The sequence below is a fragment of the Kluyvera intermedia genome (genome assembly GCF_021440345.1).
Lineage (GTDB): Bacteria > Pseudomonadota > Gammaproteobacteria > Enterobacterales > Enterobacteriaceae > Kluyvera > Kluyvera intermedia_A.
The window spans coordinates 1-23,851 of record NZ_JAKCNS010000025.1 but is presented as its reverse complement, the minus strand read 5'-3'; the positions used below and the strand labels follow the sequence as shown (position 1 = coordinate 23,851).

At 54.1% G+C, this 23,851-nt stretch carries 27 protein-coding genes; 13 read left to right on the top strand and 14 right to left on the bottom strand.

The window, feature by feature from the left end:
• Nucleotides 1-45 precede the first annotated feature (45 nt).
• Genes flgD through flgB form a run of 3 tightly spaced genes read right to left on the bottom strand, consistent with a single transcriptional unit; the run spans nt 46 to nt 1,580 of the window.
• The gene (gene flgD, locus LZ634_RS08520) at nt 46-744 is read right to left on the bottom strand and encodes a flagellar hook assembly protein FlgD (protein ID WP_234503953.1); all 699 of its coding nucleotides are present in this window, start codon (nt 742-744) and stop codon (nt 46-48) included.
• 11 nt (nt 745-755) lie between these two features.
• Nucleotides 756-1,160 (bottom strand): flagellar basal body rod protein FlgC, encoded by a 405-nt coding sequence (gene flgC / locus LZ634_RS08515; protein ID WP_035894207.1) that lies wholly within the window; start codon nt 1,158-1,160, stop codon nt 756-758.
• 3 nt (nt 1,161-1,163) lie between these two features.
• On the bottom strand, nt 1,164-1,580 hold the full coding sequence (flgB, locus tag LZ634_RS08510) for a flagellar basal body rod protein FlgB (RefSeq protein WP_234503951.1): 417 nt from the start codon (nt 1,578-1,580) through the stop codon (nt 1,164-1,166).
• A gap of 156 nt (nt 1,581-1,736) precedes the next feature.
• Here flgB and flgA point away from each other — a divergent pair, with 156 nt between their 5' ends.
• The 3 genes from flgA (at nt 1,737) to flgN (ending at nt 3,220) form a co-directional block, all read left to right on the top strand.
• Nucleotides 1,737-2,396, top strand: a complete 660-nt coding sequence (gene flgA / locus LZ634_RS08505; protein WP_234503948.1) for a flagellar basal body P-ring formation chaperone FlgA — start codon at nt 1,737-1,739, stop codon at nt 2,394-2,396.
• 96 nt (nt 2,397-2,492) lie between these two features.
• Nucleotides 2,493-2,786: a flagellar biosynthesis anti-sigma factor FlgM gene (flgM, locus tag LZ634_RS08500; RefSeq protein ID WP_234503946.1), complete on the top strand. Its 294-nt coding sequence runs from the start codon at nt 2,493-2,495 to the stop codon at nt 2,784-2,786.
• Between the two features lie 5 nt (nt 2,787-2,791).
• Nucleotides 2,792-3,220 (top strand): flagella biosynthesis chaperone FlgN, encoded by a 429-nt coding sequence (gene flgN, locus LZ634_RS08495; RefSeq protein ID WP_234503944.1) that lies wholly within the window; start codon nt 2,792-2,794, stop codon nt 3,218-3,220.
• Nucleotides 3,221-3,263: 43 nt separating this feature from the next.
• Here flgN and murJ read toward each other — a convergent pair whose 3' ends face one another.
• The 4 genes from murJ to rimJ all read right to left on the bottom strand — a co-directional run bounded on the left by murJ (nt 3,264) and on the right by rimJ (nt 7,728).
• The gene (murJ, locus tag LZ634_RS08490; RefSeq protein WP_234503942.1) at nt 3,264-4,799 is read right to left on the bottom strand and encodes a murein biosynthesis integral membrane protein MurJ; all 1,536 of its coding nucleotides are present in this window, start codon (nt 4,797-4,799) and stop codon (nt 3,264-3,266) included.
• A gap of 751 nt (nt 4,800-5,550) precedes the next feature.
• Nucleotides 5,551-6,465, bottom strand: coding sequence for a Gfo/Idh/MocA family protein (locus LZ634_RS08485; RefSeq protein WP_234504022.1), 915 nt, complete (start codon nt 6,463-6,465; stop codon nt 5,551-5,553).
• A 14-nt stretch (nt 6,466-6,479) separates the two neighbouring features.
• Nucleotides 6,480-7,133 (bottom strand): YceH family protein, encoded by a 654-nt coding sequence (locus tag LZ634_RS08480; RefSeq protein WP_234503938.1) that lies wholly within the window; start codon nt 7,131-7,133, stop codon nt 6,480-6,482.
• Nucleotides 7,134-7,143: 10 nt separating this feature from the next.
• Complete coding sequence (gene rimJ / locus LZ634_RS08475; RefSeq protein ID WP_234503935.1) at nt 7,144-7,728, bottom strand: ribosomal protein S5-alanine N-acetyltransferase; 585 nt, start codon at nt 7,726-7,728, stop codon at nt 7,144-7,146.
• Between the two features lie 631 nt (nt 7,729-8,359).
• Between rimJ and LZ634_RS08470 the strand changes: the two genes are divergently transcribed.
• The 6 genes from LZ634_RS08470 (at nt 8,360) to LZ634_RS08445 (ending at nt 12,361) form a co-directional block, all read left to right on the top strand.
• The gene (locus tag LZ634_RS08470) at nt 8,360-8,920 is read left to right on the top strand and encodes a lipoprotein (protein ID WP_234503931.1); all 561 of its coding nucleotides are present in this window, start codon (nt 8,360-8,362) and stop codon (nt 8,918-8,920) included.
• Between the two features lie 127 nt (nt 8,921-9,047).
• Nucleotides 9,048-10,094, top strand: a complete 1,047-nt coding sequence (gene pyrC, locus LZ634_RS08465; protein WP_234503930.1) for a dihydroorotase — start codon at nt 9,048-9,050, stop codon at nt 10,092-10,094.
• Nucleotides 10,095-10,165: 71 nt separating this feature from the next.
• Nucleotides 10,166-10,411 carry a DNA damage-inducible protein I gene (dinI, locus tag LZ634_RS08460; RefSeq protein ID WP_234503927.1) on the top strand — a complete coding sequence of 82 codons (246 nt, stop codon included), beginning with the start codon at nt 10,166-10,168 and terminating at the stop codon, nt 10,409-10,411.
• A gap of 281 nt (nt 10,412-10,692) precedes the next feature.
• Nucleotides 10,693-10,947, top strand: coding sequence for a biofilm formation regulator BssS (gene bssS, locus LZ634_RS08455; protein WP_052285557.1), 255 nt, complete (start codon nt 10,693-10,695; stop codon nt 10,945-10,947).
• Between the two features lie 136 nt (nt 10,948-11,083).
• Nucleotides 11,084-12,202 (top strand): N-methyl-L-tryptophan oxidase, encoded by a 1,119-nt coding sequence (gene solA / locus LZ634_RS08450; protein ID WP_234503924.1) that lies wholly within the window; start codon nt 11,084-11,086, stop codon nt 12,200-12,202.
• 45 nt (nt 12,203-12,247) lie between these two features.
• Complete coding sequence (locus LZ634_RS08445) at nt 12,248-12,361, top strand: DUF2770 family protein (protein ID WP_234503921.1); 114 nt, start codon at nt 12,248-12,250, stop codon at nt 12,359-12,361.
• Here LZ634_RS08445 and LZ634_RS08440 read toward each other — a convergent pair.
• Nucleotides 12,358-13,419, bottom strand: coding sequence for a rhodanese-related sulfurtransferase (locus tag LZ634_RS08440; RefSeq protein WP_234503919.1), 1,062 nt, complete (start codon nt 13,417-13,419; stop codon nt 12,358-12,360). The two genes, LZ634_RS08445 and LZ634_RS08440, sit on opposite strands and share 4 nt — an antisense overlap.
• Before the next feature lie 233 nt (nt 13,420-13,652).
• Between LZ634_RS08440 and LZ634_RS08435 the strand changes: the two genes are divergently transcribed.
• The 3 genes from LZ634_RS08435 to LZ634_RS08425 all read left to right on the top strand — a co-directional run bounded on the left by LZ634_RS08435 (nt 13,653) and on the right by LZ634_RS08425 (nt 16,409).
• Complete coding sequence (locus LZ634_RS08435; RefSeq protein WP_234503917.1) at nt 13,653-14,573, top strand: Kdo(2)-lipid IV(A) acyltransferase; 921 nt, start codon at nt 13,653-13,655, stop codon at nt 14,571-14,573.
• Between the two features lie 139 nt (nt 14,574-14,712).
• Nucleotides 14,713-15,930: a multidrug efflux MFS transporter MdtG gene (gene mdtG / locus LZ634_RS08430; protein ID WP_234503915.1), complete on the top strand. Its 1,218-nt coding sequence runs from the start codon at nt 14,713-14,715 to the stop codon at nt 15,928-15,930.
• Nucleotides 15,931-16,034: 104 nt separating this feature from the next.
• Nucleotides 16,035-16,409, top strand: coding sequence for a MysB family protein (locus LZ634_RS08425; protein ID WP_234503913.1), 375 nt, complete (start codon nt 16,035-16,037; stop codon nt 16,407-16,409).
• Here the strand turns inward: LZ634_RS08425 and LZ634_RS08420 are convergent, their stop codons facing one another.
• The 3 genes from LZ634_RS08420 to mdoG form a co-directional block, all read right to left on the bottom strand.
• Entirely contained in the window at nt 16,410-16,637 is a 228-nt protein-coding gene (locus LZ634_RS08420) for a YceK/YidQ family lipoprotein (protein ID WP_234504020.1), read from the bottom strand.
• Between the two features lie 121 nt (nt 16,638-16,758).
• Nucleotides 16,759-19,287: a glucans biosynthesis glucosyltransferase MdoH gene (mdoH, locus tag LZ634_RS08415; RefSeq protein WP_234503912.1), complete on the bottom strand. Its 2,529-nt coding sequence runs from the start codon at nt 19,285-19,287 to the stop codon at nt 16,759-16,761.
• Nucleotides 19,280-20,815: a glucans biosynthesis protein MdoG gene (mdoG, locus tag LZ634_RS08410; RefSeq protein ID WP_234504017.1), complete on the bottom strand. Its 1,536-nt coding sequence runs from the start codon at nt 20,813-20,815 to the stop codon at nt 19,280-19,282. The genes mdoH and mdoG overlap by 8 nt, the downstream gene beginning before the upstream one ends.
• A gap of 272 nt (nt 20,816-21,087) precedes the next feature.
• On the opposite strand from mdoG, the gene mdoC reads away from it, so the two are divergent.
• Nucleotides 21,088-22,254: a glucans biosynthesis protein MdoC gene (gene mdoC / locus LZ634_RS08405; protein WP_234503910.1), complete on the top strand. Its 1,167-nt coding sequence runs from the start codon at nt 21,088-21,090 to the stop codon at nt 22,252-22,254.
• Here mdoC and ymdB read toward each other — a convergent pair.
• The 3 genes from ymdB to LZ634_RS08390 form a co-directional block, all read right to left on the bottom strand.
• Nucleotides 22,244-22,801 carry an O-acetyl-ADP-ribose deacetylase gene (gene ymdB / locus LZ634_RS08400; RefSeq protein WP_234503906.1) on the bottom strand — a complete coding sequence of 186 codons (558 nt, stop codon included), beginning with the start codon at nt 22,799-22,801 and terminating at the stop codon, nt 22,244-22,246. The genes mdoC and ymdB overlap by 11 nt on opposite strands.
• A gap of 71 nt (nt 22,802-22,872) precedes the next feature.
• Nucleotides 22,873-23,184, bottom strand: coding sequence for a hypothetical protein (locus tag LZ634_RS08395; RefSeq protein WP_234503903.1), 312 nt, complete (start codon nt 23,182-23,184; stop codon nt 22,873-22,875).
• Nucleotides 23,185-23,462: 278 nt separating this feature from the next.
• On the bottom strand, nt 23,463-23,851 hold a 389-nt coding region (locus LZ634_RS08390), incomplete at its 5' end, for a hypothetical protein (protein ID WP_234503901.1).

Genomic DNA, 23,851 nt, shown 5'->3' with positions numbered 1-23,851 from the left:
CGCAGCCCACGCCGAGGTGGCTTAAAGGATGACGTGCATCAAGGCTTAAATAATCTGGCGAACCTGATCCAGCGTGGTGGTGCCGTAAGTTCCCAAATCCAGTTTGTTTCCGTCTTTGCCCAAAGTTACGCCCTGAACCAGAGCAAATTGCAGCGGCTGAACCACCATCTGCGTGGTTCCCTGGCTAGCGGCAAAGGTGATGTTGTATGCGCCATCCGGCGCCGCCGAGCCATCATCCTGCTTGCCGTCCCAGGTATAGGTATGAACGCCTGCCGTTTGCGCGCCCATATTCAGCGTGCGGATCACTTTGCCGTTGCCATCGGTGATGGTGGCGGTGACCTTCTCAGCCGGTTGCGTCAGTTCAATGCCAAACGGCGTGGTATCCACGTTCTCGCTGCTGCTGTTTTTTCCCGCAAGAATGGTTGAGCCAGGGACCATCACGCCGCGACCGACCAAAGCGCCGGCCTGCAGAGACTGGCCGCTATTGATTTGTCCGGAGATGGAGCCCAGGGTGGTGTTGAGCTTCTCAATGCCGCTTAGGGTGCTTATCTGCGCCAGCTGTGAAGTCAGTTCGTTGTTCTGCAGCGGGTTGGTCGGATCCTGGTTCTTCAACTGCGCCACCAGCAGCGTCAGAAAGCTGCTTTGCAGATCGGAGGAGCTGTTGGTCCCGGTGCTGCTGACCGACGACGATGAGGACGCCGCCTTGCTGCTCGCGGTATCGGTAATATTGGCTACGATAGACATCGGTTATCTCCTTATTGTCCAAGCGTCAGCGTTTTGAGCATCATGCTTTTCACGGTGTTCAGCACTTCGACGTTGGCCTGATAACTGCGCGACGCGGACATGGTGTTGACCATCTCGCCAACCACGTCCACGTTAGGCATCCGGACATAACCTTTGGCATCCGCCAGCGGGTTGCCCGGCTGATAAACCAGCTTGTCGGGCTCCTGACTTTCCACGACATCAGCCACCTTCACGCCGCCGGTAGCGGCACCAATCGGCGCATCCACCTGGAAAACAACCTGCTTGGCGCGATACGGTTGCCCGTCCGGCCCGGCCACGCTGTCGGCGTTCGCCAGGTTACTGGCGGCCACGTTCAGACGTTTGGACTGCGCGGTAAGCGCAGAACCCGCGACGTCGAAGATATTGAGTAATGCCATGGGTTAGTTCCCCTGCTGCAGGACACTCATCATGCCCTTGATTTGTCCGCCCAGAACCGTAAGCCCGGTCTGGTACTGGAGGCTGTTATCGGCGAACTGCGTACGTTCCCGGTCCATATCGACGGTGTTACCATCCATCGCTGGCTGGTCGGGAATGCGGTACAGAAGGTCGGCTTCAGGTGTCGAGATTGTCTGGGCGGGAATGTGGCGTGAAGAGGTCAGCGTCAGCGAAACGCCGCTGTTTTCCGCGCGCCCGCGCGCCATCACTTTTTTAAGTTCGCTGGCAAAATCCATATCGCGCGCCTGATACCCCGGGGTATCGGCGTTGGCAATATTGGCAGCCAGAATCTCCTGACGCTCAGCGCGCAGGTTTAGAGCTTCTTGCTGAAAACGTAATGCGGCGTCGAGTTTATCGAGCATGTCTCCTCCGCTAATGACAAAGTTTCAGCTATAAGCTTAATTCTCCGCACCTGCGCGTCATCGTCGGAATAAGCGCAATATGCGTCGCTATTTATTGCGTTGATGTCGGAACAAGTTGGGTAAAATGCGTACATTCGCCATCCACTGGAGCGTTCAATGCGTCAGCTCATTGCCCCATTTACCGCAGCGCTGCTGGCCTTCGGCCCGTTGGCTCAAGCGGCTGATATCCAGACTCAGTTGACCGATTTTTTTACCCAGCGGCTTACCGGTTTTAGCACTGAAGTCAGCGTCAGCCTGCGCAATGCGCAAAATCTGAAGCTTGCCTGCGATGAGCCTGCGTTTACGACGCCGGGGAATTCGCGCCTGTGGGGAAATTTAACGGTGCTGGCGCAGTGCGGGAATGCGAAACAGTATTTGCAGGTCAGCGTGCAGGCGATGGGTGATTACGTTGTTGCCGCCGCGCCGATTGTGCGCGGAACGCCGATTGAAGCGCAGAGCGTGACGTTGATGCGCGGCCGGCTCGATCAATTACCGCCTCGCACCATGCTAACGCTGGCGCAGGCCGAAGATGCTATCAGCCTGCGCGACGTGGCTATCGGGCAGCCCATTCAGCTGTCAATGGTGCGCCAGTCATGGCGGGTGAAAGCCGGGCAAAAGGTGATGGTGATTGCGCAAGGGGATGGATTCAGTATCAACAGTGAAGGCCAGGCATTAAACAATGCCGCCGTGGCGCAAAGCGCGCGGGTGCGAATGCCGTCCGGACAGGTGGTGAGCGGACAGGTCAATACTGATGGGAATATTCTGATTAATCTATAAACGTCATAAAGAAACTGTATCGCTTGCCGATAGATAATTAACAATTAATGAGAGTCGGCGCCTGCGCCATACCAGAGCCTCCATGAGGAAAGAACCATGAGCATCGATCGTACATCACCTCTGAAAGCTGTCACCACCGTACAGCCGCGCGAAACCCCAGAAACCAGCGCGCAAAAAACGCGCGCGGAAAAAACCACCACCGCCACCAGCGCGAGTGTGACTTTAAGCAATGCGCAGACGGCGTTAACCCGCTCCGGCAGCAGCGATATTAATATGGCCCGCGTCGAAGAACTGAAAACGGCAATCCGTAATGGCGAATTAAAAATGGATACCGGCAAGATTGCCGACGCGTTAATCCAGGACACCCAAGACTATCTACAGAGTAAATAAAAAAGATGAGCGGTTTGTCAGCGATACTCGACCAAATGATCAGCATCCTCAACTCGCTAAAAGAGGTGATGGATGCTGAGCAGCAGCAGCTCTCCGCAGGCAACGTCAACGGCCTGCAACTTGCCAGCATCACGGAAGAGAAAAGCTCTCTGTTGGCAACGTTAGACTATCTGGAGAAACAGCGCCGGGTCGAACAAACGGCGCAACGCAACGCCGAAGAAGAGGTAGGCGACCGCTGGCAGGCTATCACCGATACCACGCAGCATCTACGCCGCGTAAATCAGCACAACGGCTGGTTACTTGAAGGTCAGATTGAGCGCAATCAACAGGCGATTGACGTTCTCAAACCGTTCCAGGAAACGGGGCTTTACGGTAAAGATGGTCAGACGGCAGGAAGTAGTCTGGCGCGTAGCGCGAAGAAATTCTCAGTGTAAAACGTGCGGGGCACCATGATGTGCCCCGCGAAGTGCATCTCTTTTACGCCGTCCGGCGAGCAAACTCTTTAATCTTGAATCCCAGAATCGCCAGCGTTGCAAAGTAAGCGACGATCCCCACCAGCACCACGCCCGTCAGACGCAGCAGGCGGAATGGCATTGTCCCCTGCGACCACTCCGGCATCACATGCATCATACCCAGCAGCGCAGCCGCCATCACCAGAACAGAGACAACCAGACGCACCAGGAACATGCGCCAGCCCGGCTGCGGGGTAAAGATTTTCTGTTTACGCAGCTGCCAGTAAAGCAGCGCCGCGTTAAGACAGGCCGCCAGACCAATCGACAGTGACAGCCCCGCATGCTTAAGCGGGCCGATAAACGCCAGGTTCATCACCTGGGTCATAATCAGCGTCACAATAGCGATCTTGACCGGGGTTTTAATATCCTGGCGTGAGTAGAAGCCCGGAGCCAGCACCTTCACGACAATCAACCCCATCAGGCCGACCGAGTAGGCCACCAGCGCACGCTGGGTCATTGCCGCATCGAATGCGGTGAATTTGCCGTACTGGAACAGCGCCACGGTCAACGGTTTAGCCAGAATCCCCAACGCGACCGCGCTTGGCAGCGCCAGCAGGAAACACAGGCGCAAGCCCCAGTCCATCAGGCGACAGTATTCATCATGGTTGCCGCTGGCAAAGCTTTTCGACAGCGATGGCAGCAGGATAGTCCCCAACGCCACGCCCAGCACGCCGGAGGGGAACTCCATCAAACGGTCAGCATAGTACATCCACGAGACGGACCCGGAGACAAGGAAGGAGGCAAAAATGGTGTTGATAATAAGCGAAATCTGGCTGACGGAAACGCCAAGAATTGCCGGCCCCATCTGTTTCACCACCCGCACCGCGCCCGCATCTTTCAGGCTAAAGCGCGGTAGCACCAGCATGCCGATTTTCTTCAAGTGCGGCAGCTGATAGGCCAATTGCAACACGCCGCCGACCGTGACCGCCCACGCCAGCGCCAGCACCGGTGGATGGAAGTGCGGTGCGGCAAACAGCGCGAAGCCAATCATGCTGACGTTCAGGAACGTGGGGGCAAACGCGGGAACCGAGAAACGGTTCCAGGTATTCAAAATCGCCCCGACCAGCGAGGCCAGCGAGATCAGCAGAATATAGGGGAAAGTAATGCGCAGCAGCTGCGTGGTTAAGGCAAATTTATCTGCGGTATCGGCAAAACCGGGGGCGGTAATGGTAATCACCCACGGTGCAGCAATCATCCCCAGCACCGTCACCAGCGCCAGCGCCAGGGTTAACAGACCAGAGACATAGGAGACGAAGACGCGGGTCGCATCTTCACCCTGCTTGCTTTTGTATTCGGCAAGAATCGGCACGAATGCCTGAGAAAATGCGCCTTCGGCAAAAATACGACGCAGTAGATTTGGCAGCTTAAACGCCACGAAAAAAGCATCAGTGGCCATACCGGCACCGAATACCCTCGCTACAATCGCGTCACGCGCAAATCCCAATACGCGCGAAAACATGGTCATCGAGCTGACGGCTGCCAGCGATTTAAGTAGGTTCATTAATCTGTGATTCCACAACCTGGATCAGAGCGCCCGCTAGATGAGCGCTGAAAAAGTGGCGTTAGTCTACCGGGTTCAGGGTGAATTGCCACTGCCAGTTGTTACAGCTGATGTGGGTTTACAGTGGAACTTGCCGGCTGAGTGCGGGGTTCCGTTCACCTTTCGTCAAGCGATATATGACGCCTCGTTTCCCGTGAACGGGCTAAGGGGGGCGCCGCGCCCCCCTTTGCAATCCCCGCGGCCCCGCGGCGAAATCGGTGCTTCGCACTGCGTTCGCCTCCGAACTCCAGCCTGCGGCACGGCGAAACTCGACCTCCTGTCTCGGTTCGCCTCAGTCCGCCGTCCTGGCGGACTGACCTTGTCTTCCCTTCTCCGGCTCACCGATTTCAAGCGGGGACTCATCGGTTTCAGCGACACTGACGTTTGTTTTTAGCTAAAAAACGGAAGCGGCATAGGTGGCGTCTGAATCGCCGAAGCGTTGCCTGGAGGCCGGGGCAGCCCACAGGGATGTGGGCTGAGGGCGCGGCTTTACAGGGATGTTACCTCGCGCCCGACCCGGAAGCCGGAAGGCATAAGCTGAGGGTACCGCGAAGCGGCGATTCTGCCGCCAGAGCCTGGGGGTGCAGGGGGCGGCGGCGATTGGCCGCCCCTTGCGCGCTCTTTGCGTCGCACTTTTTATATGGCAAGAGTAGAAAGGGAGCGCAACAAAGCTCCCTTTTCAATTGTATTGTCCATTGAATGTAATCTTGGTCTATTCCCGGATCGCCTCACGCCATAACCCTTCCACAATACGCTGGGCATAAATCGCCTGCTCGCCCGCCGTATCCGGAACAGTCTGATTTTGCACACACTCAATAAAGTGACGCGCGCAGCCGCTAAAACCGCGCTGTTCGAGGGTCGTTTGCCAGCCGGGAATCGGCTGCGTGACGATACCGGCACCGCGCTCTTCTCGCCACTCACGCATATCCGTCACCTCGTACAGCCCACCATCCGTTACCGCCTGCACCCATTCGCGTTGGCTGCCCGCGCGGCGGTGCATGCTGGTGGTAATCTGTAGCCCTGGCTGGCTGAAGTGATGCTCCGCGTAGAACATGCAGCCCTGGTCAGTGGTTTGCAGCATACCGCCGCTGAGCTTCGCCTTACCGTCGGCCAGCCACAGCGCGGTATCCACCACGTGCAGATAGTCATCCAGCAGCGTAAAACGCAGGTCGTGCGGACCCACGCTGTCAGCGCGGTGCTTGTCCATGCGCAACGAAGACATCTCACCAGCCCGCTGCTTTAACTGCTTATACAGCGGGGAAAAACGGCGGTTAAAGCCCACCATCAGAGTCAGGTTTTTACGCGCTGCCAATGCCACCAGCCGCTCGGCATCGTCGAGCTTATCGGCCAACGGTTTGTCGACGCAGACATGGACACCGGCATTGAGCAGTTCGCTCACCACGGCGTAATGCGAAGCCGTAGAGCTATGAACGAAGACCGCATCACACTGGGCGGCAAGTGCCGTAAGCGAGTCGGCATAGGGCATACGGTAGTTTTCACATACCCGCAGCGCCTTTTCTTTCCCCGGCGACCAGGCTGCCTGTAGCGTCCAATCGGTCGCTGCACTTAATACCGGCAGCCACGCTTTCTGGGCGATACCGCCCAGCCCCACCACGCCAATGCGAATTTTAGCCATCCTGATTACTCTCCAAGGTGCGCCAGCAGTGATTCCAGACGCTGTTTCAACTCGGCGACTTCGCCTTCCAGCGCGTCGACGCGGGAGCGCAGATCATCATCAATCAGCGGGGAATCTGGCTGGCTGGCCGCCATCGCCTGCAGGTCCACCTCGCCGCTGAACAGATGCATATAGCGGCTTTCGCGTTTACCCGGCTCGCGCGGCAGACGAACGACAAACGGGCCATCTTCACGATTCGCCAGACGTTCGAGAGTGTTCTCAACTTCCGCCATATCGCTAAATTCATGCATACGCTGCGCGCGACCGCGCAGTTCGCCAGGAGTTTGCGCACCGCGCAGCAGCAGCGTAGTAATCAGCGCTACTTCCGCGGTCGAGAGCTTAAGGTCACCAAATTCAGAATTACAAAAACGCTGCTCGTATTTCATTACCCGGTTACCAAAACCGCTGACCGTACGCAGGTAGTGACGTTTGACCAGCATATCAAGCTGATTCTGCACTTCCGCTTCGCTGAGCGTCATCACCGGTTCCCGGTTGGTTTTCTGGTTGCAGGCCGTAACCACACCGTTAATCGACAGCGGATACTGCTCGGGGGTAGTAACCTGTTTTTCCAGCAGGCAGCCGATAACGCGGGCCTCGAGCGGACTTAATTGGTATTTCATGGTTGTCTCCTTATCGACCAGCAGTCCATTGTGGGGTAGTCAACGCCGTGAGCACGTGATCGCGCCACTCGCCGTCAATCAGCAAATAGTCTTTGGCGTAGCCTTCTTTTTCGAAACCCAATCGCGCCAGCAGGTCACCGCTGCGCTGATTGTGCGGCATGTAGTTGGCCATAATACGGTGAATGTGTTGCGTTCGTTGCATATAGCGGATAGCGCTGGAGAGCGCCTCGAACATCATCCCTTGTCCCTGCCATTTCTGGCCGATGGAGTAGCCAAGATAGCAGGCATGGAATGAGCCGCGCACTACGTTGGAAAAATTTGCCACGCCGATAATCTCTTTCTCTTCCGGATCGAGCAGCGCGAAATAAAAAGCCGTTCCCTGTTTATGAAACTCATTGATCATCGACAATCGCGCCTGCCAGCCCGATGGGTAGCAATGGCTGTCATCGCGGACAGGTTCCCAGGGTTTTAAAAATTGCCGGTTTTCGGCGTAATAATCCGCCAGACGCCAGGCGTCCCGGTCATGAACCAGACGCACGACCATCCGGTCGGTGGTTAACCTAATTTTCGGCACACTACTGCGATAGCCAAACATCTCACTACTCCCGTACCCAACCTATACCCTGGTCGTTTAACTATACCTGCACCACGGCAGCCAATGAAAACAACAATCTATTATTTTGCATTGTGATAAAAAAGCCCCGCGACTGGCAATACGTGAAAAGGTGAGACAGTCCAGCAAAATGAAGATGTTTCTGGTATTTTCTAACCGCTTGAGAAATGAGGAAAAGACCAAAACGGTTATTTATTCAGCTGAATAACCCATTTTTGCCATTTAGAGACAAATAAAGCAGTGCCAACTTTGCGAGAATTCGCTGCCTCAGATTTCGACATGCCTCTATCGTGTATTCTAAGGCGCTCCTGCGGTATCAAAGTTTATTTCTTTAAAGGCTCCATGATCGGTGAAATTAGCATTACCAAACTGCGATGCCGACTTTTCAATGATAAAAAGTCTGCCAACCGCCACGATAAATAGGATCGTTTAGCACGGTATTTATCCGTTTAGAATCTGTCCACACCGGATTTTGCGCGCAGCATGAGGTCGGTTTCCGGTAACGGTTGAACCTCTCCACGGCACTTTCAGTGTTTTCCGCTGTCACAGACCTACTGACAGCGTATGCTGCTCTTAGTCAGGATGAACATGATGCATCTCGTTGAGGAACCCCATGAATAAATTGTTAGTCATTGCCGCCCTGATTGTCAGCGGTCTGGTCGTTGGTTGTAACCAGCTTACGCAGTATTCCGTCAGCGAGCAGGAGATTAATCAGGCGTTACAGAAACGTAATAATTTCTCCAAAGATATCGGGCTCCCTGGCGTCGCGGACGCGCATATCGTCCTCAGCAACCTCACCAGCGCGATTGGCCGTGAAGAACCGAATAAAATCACGCTCAGTGGCGATGCGAAACTGGACCTGAACTCACTGTTTGGCAGCCAGAAAGCTAACATTGTTCTGACGCTTAAAGCGCTGCCGGTCTTTAACCAGGAACAGGGCGCTATCTATCTACAGGAGATGGAAGTCCAGGACGCGAAAGTGACGCCGGAAAAAATGCAATCGGTGGTACAAACGCTTATCCCGTACCTGAACCAGTCTCTGCGCACCTACTTCAATAAACAGCCCGCCTACGTGCTGAAAGAAGATGCCAGCCAGGGCGAAGCGCTGGCGAAAAAATACGCCAAAGGTATCGAAGTGAAGCCTGGTGAGATAATCATCCCGTTCACTAATTGATTCATCCACAAAAATGCCCGGCGATGACCGGGCATTTTTTTATCTAAAAGAGATGCAAAGGAAAACGTTTACGCTTATCCTTAGTGCCCGGCAAAAATGACTGCAATCCCACCAGCCGGAGCCTCAAATGACCGCATTACCTCAAGTTGTGAAAATTCGCCGCCCAGACGACTGGCATATTCATCTTCGCGATGGCGAGATGCTGAAAACGGTTGTTCCGTATACCAGTGAACTGTATGGCCGCGCGATTATCATGCCGAATCTGGTTCCGCCAATCACCACCGTGGATGCGGCTATCGCCTACCGCCAGCGTATTCTTGACGCCGTGCCTGCCGGGCATGATTTCACTCCGTTGATGACCTGTTATTTAACCGATACGTTGGATCCTAACGAGCTCGAGCGCGGCTTTAATGAAGGTGTATTTACCGCCGCCAAGCTGTATCCGGCTAACGCGACCACCAATTCCAGCCATGGTGTCACCAGCACCGATGCCATCATGCCGGTACTTGAGCGTATGGAAAAGCTGGGCATGCCGCTGTTGGTACACGGCGAAGTCACCCACGCGGATATCGATATTTTCGACCGCGAAGCACGCTTTATTGATACCGTGATGGAACCGCTGCGCCAACGCCTGCCGGGGTTGAAGGTGGTATTTGAGCACATCACCACCAAAGACGCAGCGGAATACGTCCGCGACGGTAACGAGCTTATCGCTGCCACGATCACCCCGCAGCACCTGATGTTTAACCGCAACCACATGCTGGTCGGCGGCGTGCGTCCGCATCTGTACTGTCTGCCAATCCTTAAGCGCAACGTCCACCAGCAGGCGCTGCGTGAACTGGTTGCCAGCGGCTTTACCCGCGCGTTCCTCGGCACCGATTCGGCACCCCATGCCCGTCACCGTAAAGAAGCGAGCTGCGGCTGCGCCGGGTGCTTCAACGCCCCAACCGCACTGGGCAGCTACGCCACGGTATTCGAAGAGATGAATGCACTACAGCACCTGGAAGCCTTCTGTTCGCTAAACGGATCACGCTTCTACGGTCTGCCGGTCAACGAAGGCTTTGTCGAGCTGGTACGTGAAGAGAGCCAGGTGGCCGAAAGCATCGCGCTGAGCGACGATACTCTGGTGCCATTCCTCGCCGGCGAAACGCTGCGCTGGACGGTGAAAAAATAAAATCGCGCCCCTTGTTGTAAAAGCCTGAATGTGACTGTATAAATATACAGTATATTACACAGGGGGCAATTATGCGTATTGAAGTCACTGTTGCAAAAACCACCGTGCTGCCCGCCGGTGCCTTAGACGCGCTGGCAGACGAACTATCCCGCCGTATTAACAACCAGTTTCCCGACAGCGGAGGCAACGTCAGCGTGCGTTACGCCGCCAGCAACAACCTCTCCGTCATTGGTGGCATTAAAGAAGATAAAGACCGTATCACCGAGATCCTGCAAGAAACGTGGGAGAGTGCGGACGACTGGTTTATTACCGATTAACCCTTGTTCCAACATTGTGTTTTTGCCGGGTCGCCCCGGCTTTTTTTCATCTTTATCCGCTTGTTTTCCCCGCCTTTCATCGCCATATTTTAGATTAGCCGCAAAAACAATGAGCAAAATGGTTGTTTATTGCGCAAACAACAACCTACTCAGGAATTTATGTTGCTTTTGATTTCAATTCTCGAGTATTTATTGAATTGTTGTATACTGATAAAGCTTCACAAAAAATTGCATTAAACCTCGAGAGTTGTTGCCTTTTAACACGTATATAAGGGGTTATGATGGAAAAGAATAATGAAGTCATCCAGACCCATCCCCTCGTCGGATGGGACATCAGCACCGTAGATAGCTATGATGCGCTGATGTTGCGCCTGCACTACCAAGACCCCAATGAAGCGAGCAACAAAGAAGCAGAAGTTGGCCAGACGCTATGGTTAACGACGGACGTCGCACGTCAGTTTATTTCTATTCTTGAAGCCGGGATTGCCAAAATTGAGTCTGGCGATTATCAGGTCAACGAGTATCGCAGGCATTAATGCCGATACTTTCCTCGAGTTAAGAGCCAACAGGCACCTGCGGGTGCCTTAATTATTTCCACGCTTGTATAACCTCTATGGGTTAATTACTCTACCGGTCTGTGTTTCGCGCCTAAACATCGTGTCAGGAAAGACTATGCAATACGATCTTATTATTATTGGCAGCGGCTCCGTCGGCGCTGCGGCAGGTTATTACGCCCGAAAAGCAGGATTAAACGTCCTGATGACCGACGCCCATATGCCGCCACACCAGCAGGGTAGCCACCACGGAGATACGCGCCTGATGCGTCATGCCTACGGCGAAGGCGAAAAATACGTGCCGCTGGTACTGCGCGCCCAGGCGTTATGGGATGAACTTGCCACCACCAGCGGTGAAGAGCTGTTTGAACGCAGCGGCGTGGTTAACCTTGGCCCTGCCCACTCCACCTTTCTCCAGACCGCAGCGCAAAGCGCCGCGCAGTTCGCTCTCCCGGTAGAGCATCTCGATGCCGCCGCAGTGATGAAACGTTGGCCGGAAATTTCCGTACCGAGCGATTATCACGCCGTTTTCGAACCTAACGCTGGAGTGCTGAAAAGCGAACTGGCGGTCAAAACGCTGATTGCGATGGCCAAAGACGCCGGCTGCGCGCAGCTATTTAATTGCCCCGTTACCGCAATCCATAGCGATGCTGACGGCGTAACGATTGAAACCTCCGAAGGCAGCTGGCGCGGCAAAAAGTTACTGCTGAGCGCGGGCACCTGGGTGAAACAGTTCTACCCTGAGTTGCCTATTCAACCAGTACGCAAAGTGTTTGCCTGGTATCAGGCCGATGGCCGCTACAGTAAAAAGAATAATTTCCCGGCCTTCACCGGTGAGCTACCGAATGGCGACCAGTTCTACGGTTTCCCAGCGGTGGAGAATGAGCTAAAAATCGGTAAGCATAACGGCGGCCAGGTGATAAACAGCCCCGAGGAACGAAAAGCATTTGCGGCAGTTGCGACCGATGGCTCAGAAGCCTTCAGCTTCCTGCGCCAGATCCTGCCGGGAATTGGCGGTTGCCTGCACGGCGCATCCTGCACCTATGATAACTCGCCGGATGAAGATTTTATTATCGACACCCTGCCCGGCCAACCGGATGTCCTGTTTATCGGTGGACTGAGCGGCCATGGCTTTAAGTTTGCTACCGTACTGGGCGAAATTGCCGCCCAGTTTGCACAACAGCAGACCCCAGCGTTTGACCTGAGTCCCTTCACGCTTAACCGCTTTAATCAATAAAACAAAACGGCCCCGAATTTTCGGGGCCGTTCACTCGAGAATGCTATGCGTCGCCTGTTCAACTACCTTATCAACAATATCCGCGAACACCTGATGCTCTATCTGATGCTCTGGCTACTGTTGGCGGTGCTCGACATCGCCTATCTCTATTTCAGCTAATTACCGGCGCTTTCCGGGTCCGGAATACCCAGTTTGGTGTTCAGGCGACCGCGGGACTTATTGAAAATTTTATTGCCGTTTTCCCGCCCAGCGCGACGTAGCCGTTGCTCTTCTTCCGGCAGTTTATGTTCTTCCTGACAGGCTTCGCTGCAACAGCCATCATATTTCGCCGCACAGGCCGGACATTGGATAAACAACAGATGGCAACCGTCGTTTAAGCAATTGGTGTGGCTGTCGCATAGCGTGCCGCACTGATGGCAATGAGCAATGATCTCATCGGAAATACGCTCGCCCATGCGTTCGTCAAAGACAAAGTTCTTGCCAATAAAGCGCACCGGCAGCCCCTGCTCACGTGCACGACGCGCGTACTCGATGATCCCGCCTTCGATGTGCCAGACCTGCTTAAAGCCGTTGTGCTTCATCCACGCGCTGGCTTTCTCACAGCGAATGCCACCGGTGCAGTACATCACGATCTTCTTATCTTTATGCTCCTGCATCATCTCGACCGCCTTCGGCAATTGCTCGCGGAAGGTATCTGCCGGGATTTCCAGCGCCTGGTCGAAATGACCCACTTCATATTCGTAGTGGTTGCGCATATCGATAAACACCGCATCCGGGTCGTCGAGCATGGCGTTAACTTCTGCGGCCTTCAGGTACTCGCCCACATCGCTGGCATCAAAGGTTGAGTCTTCAATACCATCGGCGACAATACGCTCGCGCACCTTCATACGCAGTACCCAGAACGACTTACCGTCATCGTCCAGTGCAATGTTAAGGCGCAGGTTTTTCAACGCCGGGTCAAAGCCGTCCAGGCACTCGCGCAGCGCATCAACCTGGCTTGCAGGCACGCTAATCTGCGCATTGATCCCTTCGCGGGCAAGGTAGACGCGGCCAAAGACATTTAGCGCCGACAGCGCAACGTAGAGCGCATCGCGCGTTGCTTTTGGATCGACAATGGTAAAGTATTTATAGAATGAGATGGTGGTGCGTGGCTCAGTTTCTGCCAGCATCTGCGCTTTCAGCGTCTCATTCGAAATGCGGTTATGCAACACTGGCATGGTGTTCTTATCCTGCAAAATTGAATGGATGATTCGGTTTATTGATAAACGGGGCGCATGATATAGCAATCATCGCCAATTTACATCTCCATATTTTGCGCTACATTTTTATCACTATCTATTAGGTACCTTAAAACAATTGTTTAAATTAACACCAGTCGATTGCTGGTCATTTTGGATGACAGAGAAAAAGTGCAACAATAGAGCCAGTTGCTTATAACAACAGGAAAGACATGACCCAGTTACCCAAATTTACCGCCGCACTGCTGCACCCCCGTTATTGGCTGTTATGGCTGGCCGTTGGCCTGCTCTGGCTAGTCGTTCAGTTGCCGTATCCGGTTCTTTATCGTCTGGGCCATGCAATGGGCCGATTGGCTATGCGCTTAATGAAACGACGCGCCAAAATTGCTTATCGTAATCTTGAGCTCTGTTTCCCCGACATGAGCGAAGCGGAACGTCAGCAATTGGCGGTGAAGAATTTTGAATCGGTGGGCATGGGCGTCATTGAAACCGGCATCGCCTGGTTCTGGCCTACCGCCCGCATAAATCGCTGGATGGATGCGAGTGGTCTTGAGCATATTCGCGCAGTACAGGATTCCGGGCGCGGCGTATTGCTGATCGGGATTCATTTCCTGACCCTCGAAATGGGCGCGCGGATGTTCGGTATTCATAATCCCGGTATCGGCGTCTACCGCCCGAATGACAACCCGGTCATCGACCTGCTCCAGACCTGGGGCCGCATGCGTTCCAATAAAGACATGATCGATCGTAAAGACCTAAAAGGGATGGTCAGAGCGCTGAAAAATGGCGAAATAATCTGGTATGCGCCGGATCACGACTACGGCCCGCGCGCTAGCGTGTTTGCTCCGTTGTTCGCGGTAAAAGATGCGGCGACCACCTCCGGTACCTGGATGCTGGCGAAGATGTCTAAAGCCTGCGTCGTGCCGTTCGTACCGCGCCGTAAGCCGGATGGCAAAGGCTACGAGCTGATCATCCTGCCGCCTGAGTGCACCCCGCCGCTGGATGATGCCGAAACCACCGCCATGTGGATGAATAAAGTTATTGAGCAGTGCATCATGATGGCTCCTGAACAGTACATGTGGTTACACCGCCGCTTTAAAACGCGCCCCGAGGGCATGCCCTCCCTGTACTAGCTCTTCCACGCGCAGCCCCGGCTGCGCGTTTTTGTTTTAGCTTTAAAGCTTCCCGCATTGCGACGATATGAACACAGGCGCATAATTAGCAGGCTTATATATACAGTCTTTTTTGGCGACACATCGCCTGCGGAATCCTATGCAACCCTCAGATGCCCCCATAAACTGGAAGCGTAATCTCACCGTCGTTTGGTTCGGCTGCTTTTTAACCGGTGCCGCATTCAGCCTGGTGATGCCTTTTCTCCCCCTCTATGTGGAACAACTTGGCATAACCGGTCATAGCGAACTCAATATGTGGTCCGGGCTGGTATTCAGTATCACTTTCCTGTTTTCCGCTATTGCTTCTCCGCTGTGGGGCGGGCTCGCAGACCGTAAAGGCCGTAAAATCATGCTGCTGCGCTCGGCGCTGGGCATGGGAGTCGTGATGCTGCTAATGGGGCTGGCACAGAATATCTGGCAATTCCTGGTGCTGCGGGCGCTACTGGGGCTGTTAGGTGGTTTTATTCCTAACGCCAACGCCCTGATTGCAACACAAATCCCGCGCCACAAAAGCGGCTGGGCGCTGGGGACATTATCTACGGGTGGGGTCAGTGGCGCGTTATTAGGGCCACTGGCGGGCGGGTTCCTCGCGGACAACTATGGCCTGCGTCCGGTCTTCTTTATTACCGCAGCGGTCTTGTTTATTTGCTTTATTCTGACGCTCTTTTTTATCCGCGAGAACTTCACCCCGGTCTCCAAAAAGGAGATGCTGCACGTCAAAGAGGTGTTTGGCTCACTGAAAAACCGCGAGCTGGTCTTAAGCCTGTTTGTCACCACCTTAATCATTCAGGTCGCCACCGGCTCAATTGCTCCTATATTGACGCTTTATGTGCGCGATCTTGCGGGTAATATCAGCGATATTGCATTTATCAGCGGCATGATTGCCTCGGTACCCGGCGTGGCCGCGCTGCTGTGCGCGCCGCGACTGGGCAAACTTGGCGATCGCATCGGTCCCGAAAAGATCCTGATCGCCGCCCTCATCATTTCAGTGCTGTTACTGATCCCCATGTCGTTTGTACAAACCCCGTTACAGCTAGGCATCCTGCGTTTTCTGCTCGGCGCTGCCGATGGCGCGCTGCTACCCGCTGTGCAAACGCTGCTGGTCTACAACTCCAGCAACCAAATTGCCGGGCGTATTTTCAGCTATAACCAATCCTTTCGCGATATCGGTAACGTCACCGGCCCGCTGATTGGCGCCGCCGTCTCAGCAAACTATGGCTTCCGCGCCGTGTTTTTCGTTACCGCCCTGGTGGTATTAATTAACGCCGTTTATACCGGGCTTAGCCTGCGTCGTCGTTCCGCCCCATCCCGTACCTGAAGCAGTCGCCCGGCGGTTTGCGTAAATTCAAAGCCCCGGGCGTGTACAACCAAAAAGTTCAGCTATTATTTTCCTGAATACCCATCATATTGCAGGGAGTTGAGATGACTTTATATGCCACCCTCGAAGAAGCTATTGATGCGGCACGCGAAACGTTCCTCGCCGATAACCCCGGTCTTGAGGAAGGTGACGCGGACGTACAGCAGTTCAATATGCAAAAGTACGTTCAACAAGACGGCGACATTATGTGGCAGGCCGAGTTCTTTGCCGACGAGGATGAAGACGGTGAATGCCTGCCGATGCTCACTGGCGAAGCGGCCCAGAGCGTATTTGACGGCGACTTCGATGAAGTTGAACTACGTCAGGAATGGATAGAAGAGAATACGTTGCACGAATGGGATGAGGGCGAGTATCAGCTTGAGCCCTCGCTGGATACCGAAGAGGGCCAGACCGCTGCCGATGAGTGGGATGAGCGCTAGTTACTCGTAAGGACCGTGGCTGGCATCGATAGGCAGCAACAGGGTATCGAAGACCAGCGAGAATGGCAGATCAAGAATGGTGACATAACGCCAGGCGGAATCACGCAGATCCCATTGCACACCCGGGTAGTACTGGTTTCCGTGGCCTTGCCCCGGAATTGTCCGGCTGATAATGCTGCCGCATCCGCCCAGCACCGTCACCATGGCCGCCACCAGAATGATTCGTATCACGTCAATCTTCCTCGTTAAACAGACAAAAAAATACCGGCAATCATTGCCGGTATTTTCCTACGGCGAATCTAAGCTCCACGCGTTCCCAGCCTGAAGGCCGGGAACGGGCCTATTATCGCTATTTTGTTTTCAATGCCAATGGGTTCAGCGTGAGTTTGTTGTACTCACCCACCCACGAAGAGTATTTCTCCGGTGCCGCCCAAACGCGATAGTGCATGCGCGACAGCGTTACCGGGTCGCTCAGCAGAACCAGTCGACGATCGCGGTTAAGTTTGTCCGGCATATCGTTTAGAGCCTGCTCAACGTGACGGTCACGGGCGATTTCCAGCACCTTGCTGCTACGGTGACGGGCGGTTGCCATCGCCGTCGCCAGGGCGTTGAATGATGGGTTAAACACCGCATGCATAAAGCCATCGTCAAGGATCCGTTCGCGGTTAAGCTTCAGATAACTTTCGGTATCCGCCAGTACCTTCGGCGTACTGTACTCTTCCGGGATCAGGAACAGCTTCCAGCGTTTGGTACGCAGACCGTTGGTTGCCCGGCTCGACACCACTGACACAAACGGTGACAGGATCAGCGAGAAGACAATCGGTGACAGCCAGAACAGGAAGCGCAGATCCAGCCACGCCATGCCAACAGCCCACACCAGACCCAGCAGCATCTGCGAGCCATGACGCATAAATGCTTCGCTCCACGGCGTCGAGTCATCGTCACGTTGCGGCGAGTTCCAGACCACTTCCCAACCCAGGAACGCGCTGACCACAAACACGGTGTGGAACAGCATACGCACTGGCGCCAGCAGCACTGAGAACAGCACTTCCAGCAGCAGAGAAATCGTCACGCGGATAAAGCCGCCGTACTCTTTCGAGCCTTTGCACCACACCAGAATAATGCTCAGCAGTTTCGGCAGGAACAGCAGAACCATCGTTGAGGCGAACAGGGCAATTGCCAGTTCAGGACGCCACTGCGGCCATACCGGGAACAGCTGACGCGGCTGCAGGAAGTACTGCGGCTCGGTCAACGCATGCACCACCTGTAGCGCGGTCGACAGGGCCAGGAACATAAACCACAGCGGCGCGGAGAGATAGGACATTACGCCGGTCAGGAACACCGCGCGGTGTACCGGGTGCATACCTTTCACCAGGAACAGGCGGAAGTTCATCAGGTTACCCTGACACCAGCGGCGGTCACGCTTGAGTTCATCCAGCAGGTTCGGCGGCAGCTCTTCATAGGAACCCGGCAGATCATAGGCAATCCACACGCCCCACCCTGCACGTCGCATCAGCGCGGCTTCTACAAAGTCATGCGACAGAATCGACCCGGCAAAGTTACCGTCACCCGGCAACGGTGCCAGCGCACAGTGCTCGATAAACGGTTTCACGCGGATAATCGCATTGTGCCCCCAGTAGTGGGATTCACCCAACTGCCAGAAGTGCAGACCGGCGGTAAACAGCGGCCCGTAGACGCGTGTCGCAAACTGCTGGCAGCGCGCATACAGCGTGTCCATCCCGGAAGCGCGTGGCGAAGACTGGATAATCCCCGCGTTCGGGTTCGCTTCCATCAGACGCACCAGGTTAGTCAGACAATCGCCGGACATCACGGAGTCGGCATCCAGTACCACCATGTAGCTGTACTGATTGCCCCAACGACGACAGAAGTCATCGATGTTACCGCTTTTGCGCTTCACGCGACGACGACGACGACGGTAGAAGATCTGCCCTTCGCCCTGCACTTCGGCGATAAGCTCCATCCACGCTTTCTGTTCTGCGACGCAGATGTCAGGGTTGTAGCTGTCGCTCAGGATATACACATCGAAGTGTTTTTCCTGACCGGTCGCTTTCACCGACTCCCAGGTCGCACGCAGACCGGCGAACACGCGGGACACATCTTCGTTACAGATAGGCATAATCAGCGCCGTCCGGTGTTCCGGATTCAGCGGCTCATCGCCTACCGTCGAGGCAGAAATACTGTACTTATCGCGGCCTATCAGTAGCTGCAGGAAGCCCATCAGCGCGGTCCAGAAACCGGCTGAAACCCAGCAGAACAACACGGCGAACAGAATCAGGATCCCGGTTTGCAACAGATACGGCAGCAGTTGCATAAAGGAAAGCCAGACGTTCTGCCCGATCATGTCCGCTGGATTGATCAGCGCCCATCCCTGATACGGCAGGATGGTTTTCATGTACCAGGTCGCTACCACGGTCTGAGCCAGAGTAAGGATAAGCAGGGTATAGCGGCGCAAAGAGCCCACCGTACGCCATTTTGTCTCATGCTCCTGCTCTTCTTTGGTCAAGCGGGAAAGATAACGAGGAGTGACGTCGCGACCGCGCAGGCGATCCCAAAAACGGCCAACCGGGTTCGTCCGCCATGGATCGGGGAACATGGAGGAACGCGTTGCCTTCGGCATCGCCTTAAGCTGGGTACGCCCTTCGTCATCTTTGGTTAGTTGATCGCCAGCCAAAGAGTCAGGCCAGCTCTGTTCGAGCCGGGCCTTAACGGACGCCAGGGGAGTATCGTCATCACGGGAAAAAGCTTGATGTTCGTCATCCAGTGCTTCGTGAACGGCACGGAGATCCGTGCCGGGAAGCGCTGCTTTTTCGGTATCCGTAAGCGACAGTGCGTCGATATACTTCGTAGTGTTATTCATTTGCAGGCAGCTGATAGCTCCAGGTTTCACTCAGCGACTGATCGGCATTGACCAGGGCTGCACGCATTTCAGTGGTTTTCTTCGGATCTTTCACTTTCACGCGCAGCGTTAAACGCCAACCTTTAGTGACCGGGTTGTAGCGCACGCTGTTCTCGACGATTTCACCGTTATCACCAATGCTGGCCTGGGCCGTTACCGCCGTATCCTGCGGCAGTTTGCGCATTTCAGCACCGGTGAAATCAACCACGAATGCTACTGTCCCGTCTGGCTGGCGAATCAGGTTGGACTGTTTCACATCGCCGGTAGAACGGCGAGTCTGCATGACATACGCGCTGTCCGCGTCGTGCAGTTTCTCTTCGTCACGGGTAAAGGTGATGGTGTACTTATAGTTCATCTCTTTACCGGCATCCGGCAGCTTGTCCGGCGTCCAGTAAGCGACGATATTGTCGTTAGTTTCGTCGTTAGTTGGGATTTCTACCAGCTCAATGGTCCCTTTGCCCCAATCACCTTTTGGCGTGATCCAGGCGCTAGGACGCAGATCGTAGCGGTCATCAAGATCTTCAAAATGGGAGAACTGACGGCCACGCTGCAACAGACCGAATCCTTGAGGATTTTCGGTCGCAAAGCTGCTGACGGCCAGATGTTTAGGGTTGTTCAGCGGACGCCAGATCCACTCATCGTTACCGGCATGAATAGACAAGCCGTTTGAGTCATGGAGTTCAGGACGGAAGTTAGTCGTCGGCGACGGCTGGCTCGGTCCAAACAGGAACATACTGGTCAGCGGTGCAACGCCCAGTTTGCCCACTTTATCGCGCAGGTAGATTTTGGTCTGCACATCAACCACGGTATCGCGGCCAGGCATCACCACAAAACGGTATGCGCCGGTTGCACGTGGGGAGTCCAGCAGTGCATAGATAGTCAAACGCTTGTCGTTGGCTTTCGGACGTTCGATCCAGTATTCACGAAAGCGAGGGAACTCTTCGCCAGACGGCAGCGCGGTGTCAATGGCCAGGCCACGTGCTGACAACCCGTAAACCTGCCCCTGACCCAGCACGCGGAAATAGCTCGCGCCAAGCATGCTGACGATTTCGTCGTTTTTATCTTTGCTATTCAGTGGGTAAAGCACTTTAAAGCCCGCGAAGCCAAGATCCTTCACGGTGTCTTTGTCATGCTGCACATCACCAAAAGTAAAATAGTCCGGGCTATATTTAATTTTACGCACGGAAGTCGCCGTGACTTCATTAATCTTCACCGGCGTGTCGAAATACATACCCTGATGGTAAAACTCAAGCTTAAATGGGGTCTTTATTTTGCTCCAGTATGCCTTATCGTGGTTGAACTGGATTTGTTGGTAGTCCGCGTATTTCATGTCACGGAACACGGATGGCAGATTGCTTTTCGGCGCTTCATAGCTCTTATCAGCTAGCGATTTAGCCTGCTTCGCAACGTCATCAATACTGAATGCCCATGCAGATGAAGTACACAGGGACAACATTACGGCTGCGCCTAACCAACGCAGTTTCATCATCTGTGGTGTATGTTTCATATAACTAAGCACTTCCCCCTTTGTGTGCTTAAATCGATCCGATCCATATTACTGGAAATTCAAGCGTTCCGACAACATAATCCCCATATTGTTCAGCGCGGTGGCTTATGGAATAAACAACTGTTAACCGCACTTTGCACTTTGTGTGCTTATCCTGGAGACAGGTAGCCAGAGTTAGTGTAGGGTTGCCAACGAATGTAAACTTCATCGTCAGATTGCGTAAGGCGATTAGTCCGAGAATCATACCTAACCCTATGAATAACAAACCCGCACAGCGTGAATACTTCCTCGACTCCATTCGGGCCTGGCTGATGCTCCTGGGGATTCCTTTTCACATCTCATTACTCTACTCCAGCCACACCTGGCATATGAACAGTGAAACACCGTCATGGTGGTTAACGCTGTTCAACGATTTCATTCACGCTTTTCGCATGCAGGTATTTTTTGTTATCTCGGGCTACTTTTCCTATATGCTTTTTTTGCGCTATCCGCTCAAAAAATGGTGGAAAGTCCGCGTGGAGCGAGTCGGTATTCCTCTGCTTACCGCCATCCCGCTTCTGACGCTGCCGCAATTCCTGATGCTGCAATATGTAAAGGGTAAGACGGAAAGCTGGCATACGCTCACTTTCTATCAAAAATATAATACGCTGGCCTGGGAACTGGTGTCGCATCTGTGGTTCTTGCTGGTGCTGGTAGTCCTCACCACTCTCGGCATTCTGGCGTTTCGCCTGATGCGTCGCCGCCAAATGCGCAGACGCGCCGATCTTTTCGATAATATGTCGATGGGTAAGTTGACGCTGATGTTCTTGCTGCTGGGTATCGTCTACGCAGCCATTCGCCGCACAATTTTCTTACTCTATCCACCGATTCTGAGCGACGGCTTATTTAACTTTGTCGTCATGCAGACGCTCTTCTACATTCCGTTCTTTATTCTTGGCGCGCTGGCGTTTATTCACCCGCGGCTGAAGACGCTGTTTATCACGCCGTCGCCCTGGTGCATTTTTGCCGCCCTGCTCGGGTTCATCGCTTATCTCGCAAACCAGCATTATGGTTCTGGCGATGCGTGGATGTATGAGACTGAGTACGTCGTTACGATGGTGCTAGGTCTGTGGATGGTCAACGTGGTCTTTTCGTTTGGTCACCGCCTGCTGAACTTCCAGTCAGCACGAGTGACCTATTTCGTGAACGCGTCTTTGTTTATCTACCTGGTGCATCATCCATTAACGCTGTTTTTTGGCGCGTGGATAATGCCAGGTATTAGTTCAAATGCGCTGGGTTTCCTGACAGGCCTGCTGTTTGTCGTCGGCTGCGCAATCTTGCTCTATGAGATTCATCTGCGCATTCCGTTGCTGCGTTTTCTTTTCTCCGGTAAGCCCCAGCAAAAAATAGCCAAGGCTCCGACCAGCGGTACTAAGTGTTAGCATCATTCGCCAGAAAAGGCATCCTGGTCTGGCTGAGCTGCTGCTGATACAGCGCCAACGTCTCCTCGTCGAAGCAAACAAAGTAGACGATCTCTGGCAAACTACGCCGTGTAAGAAAGGCGGCCACGGTGCTGACCGCGATCTCTGCTGCTGGGGCATGCGGGTAGCCGTATGCCCCGGTTGAAATGGCGGGAAACGCAAGCGTGCGATAACCATTGTCTAACGCCAGCTGCAGGCTGTTGCGGTACGCTTGCTCTAATAGAGAAGCTTCATGTGCATCCCCACCCTGCCAGACCGGCCCGACGGTATGAATAACCGCCTTCGCTTTCAAATCCCCTGCATGAGTAATCACAGCATGTCCCGGTGGGCAGGTACCCTGCTGCTGACGTACAACCGCGCAAGCCTCCTGTAGCGAGGGGCCTGCTGCACGGTGGATGGCGCCATCAACACCGCCACCACCCATCAGTGAAGGGTTTGCGGCATTGACAATAACATCCACGTCAAGGCGTGTGATATCGCCTTGCAGCAGTTGAATTCGTTCGGTCATGCTTACTATCCTCTGTCTAAGAAGAACATATTGTCTACCATAGACAACGCTGACCGCAATTTCGTTTCGGACTATTTGTATTCGACTTTCAGTATTGCCAGTTTTTTCGCCCGGTCCACCCACTGTAGACGAGCTGTGCTCATGTCATTAGAAATAACATCACCCTGAACCAGCGCACTGATGGGGAAAGCCTGCTCAGTACTGCCGATTTTATCGTTATAACATTTAACATGAACTTGTTTTGGAGATGCTTGATATGCGCAAGGAGTTTCAACAATCTGCCCAACAAAGTGGATAACGCCACCGCTTGCTGCAAGGGCAAAGGCCGAACTTAACGCAAGGAAAGAAACGATAGAAATCAAACTGCGGATGATTGTTTGCATGGCAACTCCCAGTGAATTTTAGGTGTCTGGAATAGCGCACGGTTCCGTAGTGCATCTCTGGCTCACATTCTGTAAACATTGCATTTACATTAATGACGTTAGACGGCTTTTATGTTTCCTGCATACGGAGCCTATCGATAAGCCATCTACTTTCTATTCTCGGCAGCCTTAGCGATCTCTTGATTCATTTCGTAAAAGAAAAAGGCCGTAATGCTCAGATCACGGCCTTCTCATCTTTTTAAACTCATTGTGACTACATTACCTATACATCTGAGCCATTAACGGAAGTTGCATCCTGCAGCACCCGGTTGATTACATTTTGCCCCATCAGCCGTGCCGGAAACCGGGCTACTGGTGAAGAAGCCACCACGAACTGTGGTTGCAGTCACGCTTGGGGTTCCGCTGACCGGATCGACGCCACCGCCATCTCCGCCACCGTTATTGCCGCCACCGTTGTTGCCGCCACCGTTGTTGCCGCCACCGTTGTTGCCGCCACCGTTGTTGCCACCACCGTTGTTGCCACCACCGTTGTTGCCGCCACCGTTGTGACCGCCGCCGTTGTGACCGCCGCCGTTGTGACCGCCGCCGTTGTGACCGCCGCCGTTGTGACCGCCGCCGTTGTGACCGCCGCCGTTGTGACCGCCACCGTTGTGACCGCCACCGTTGT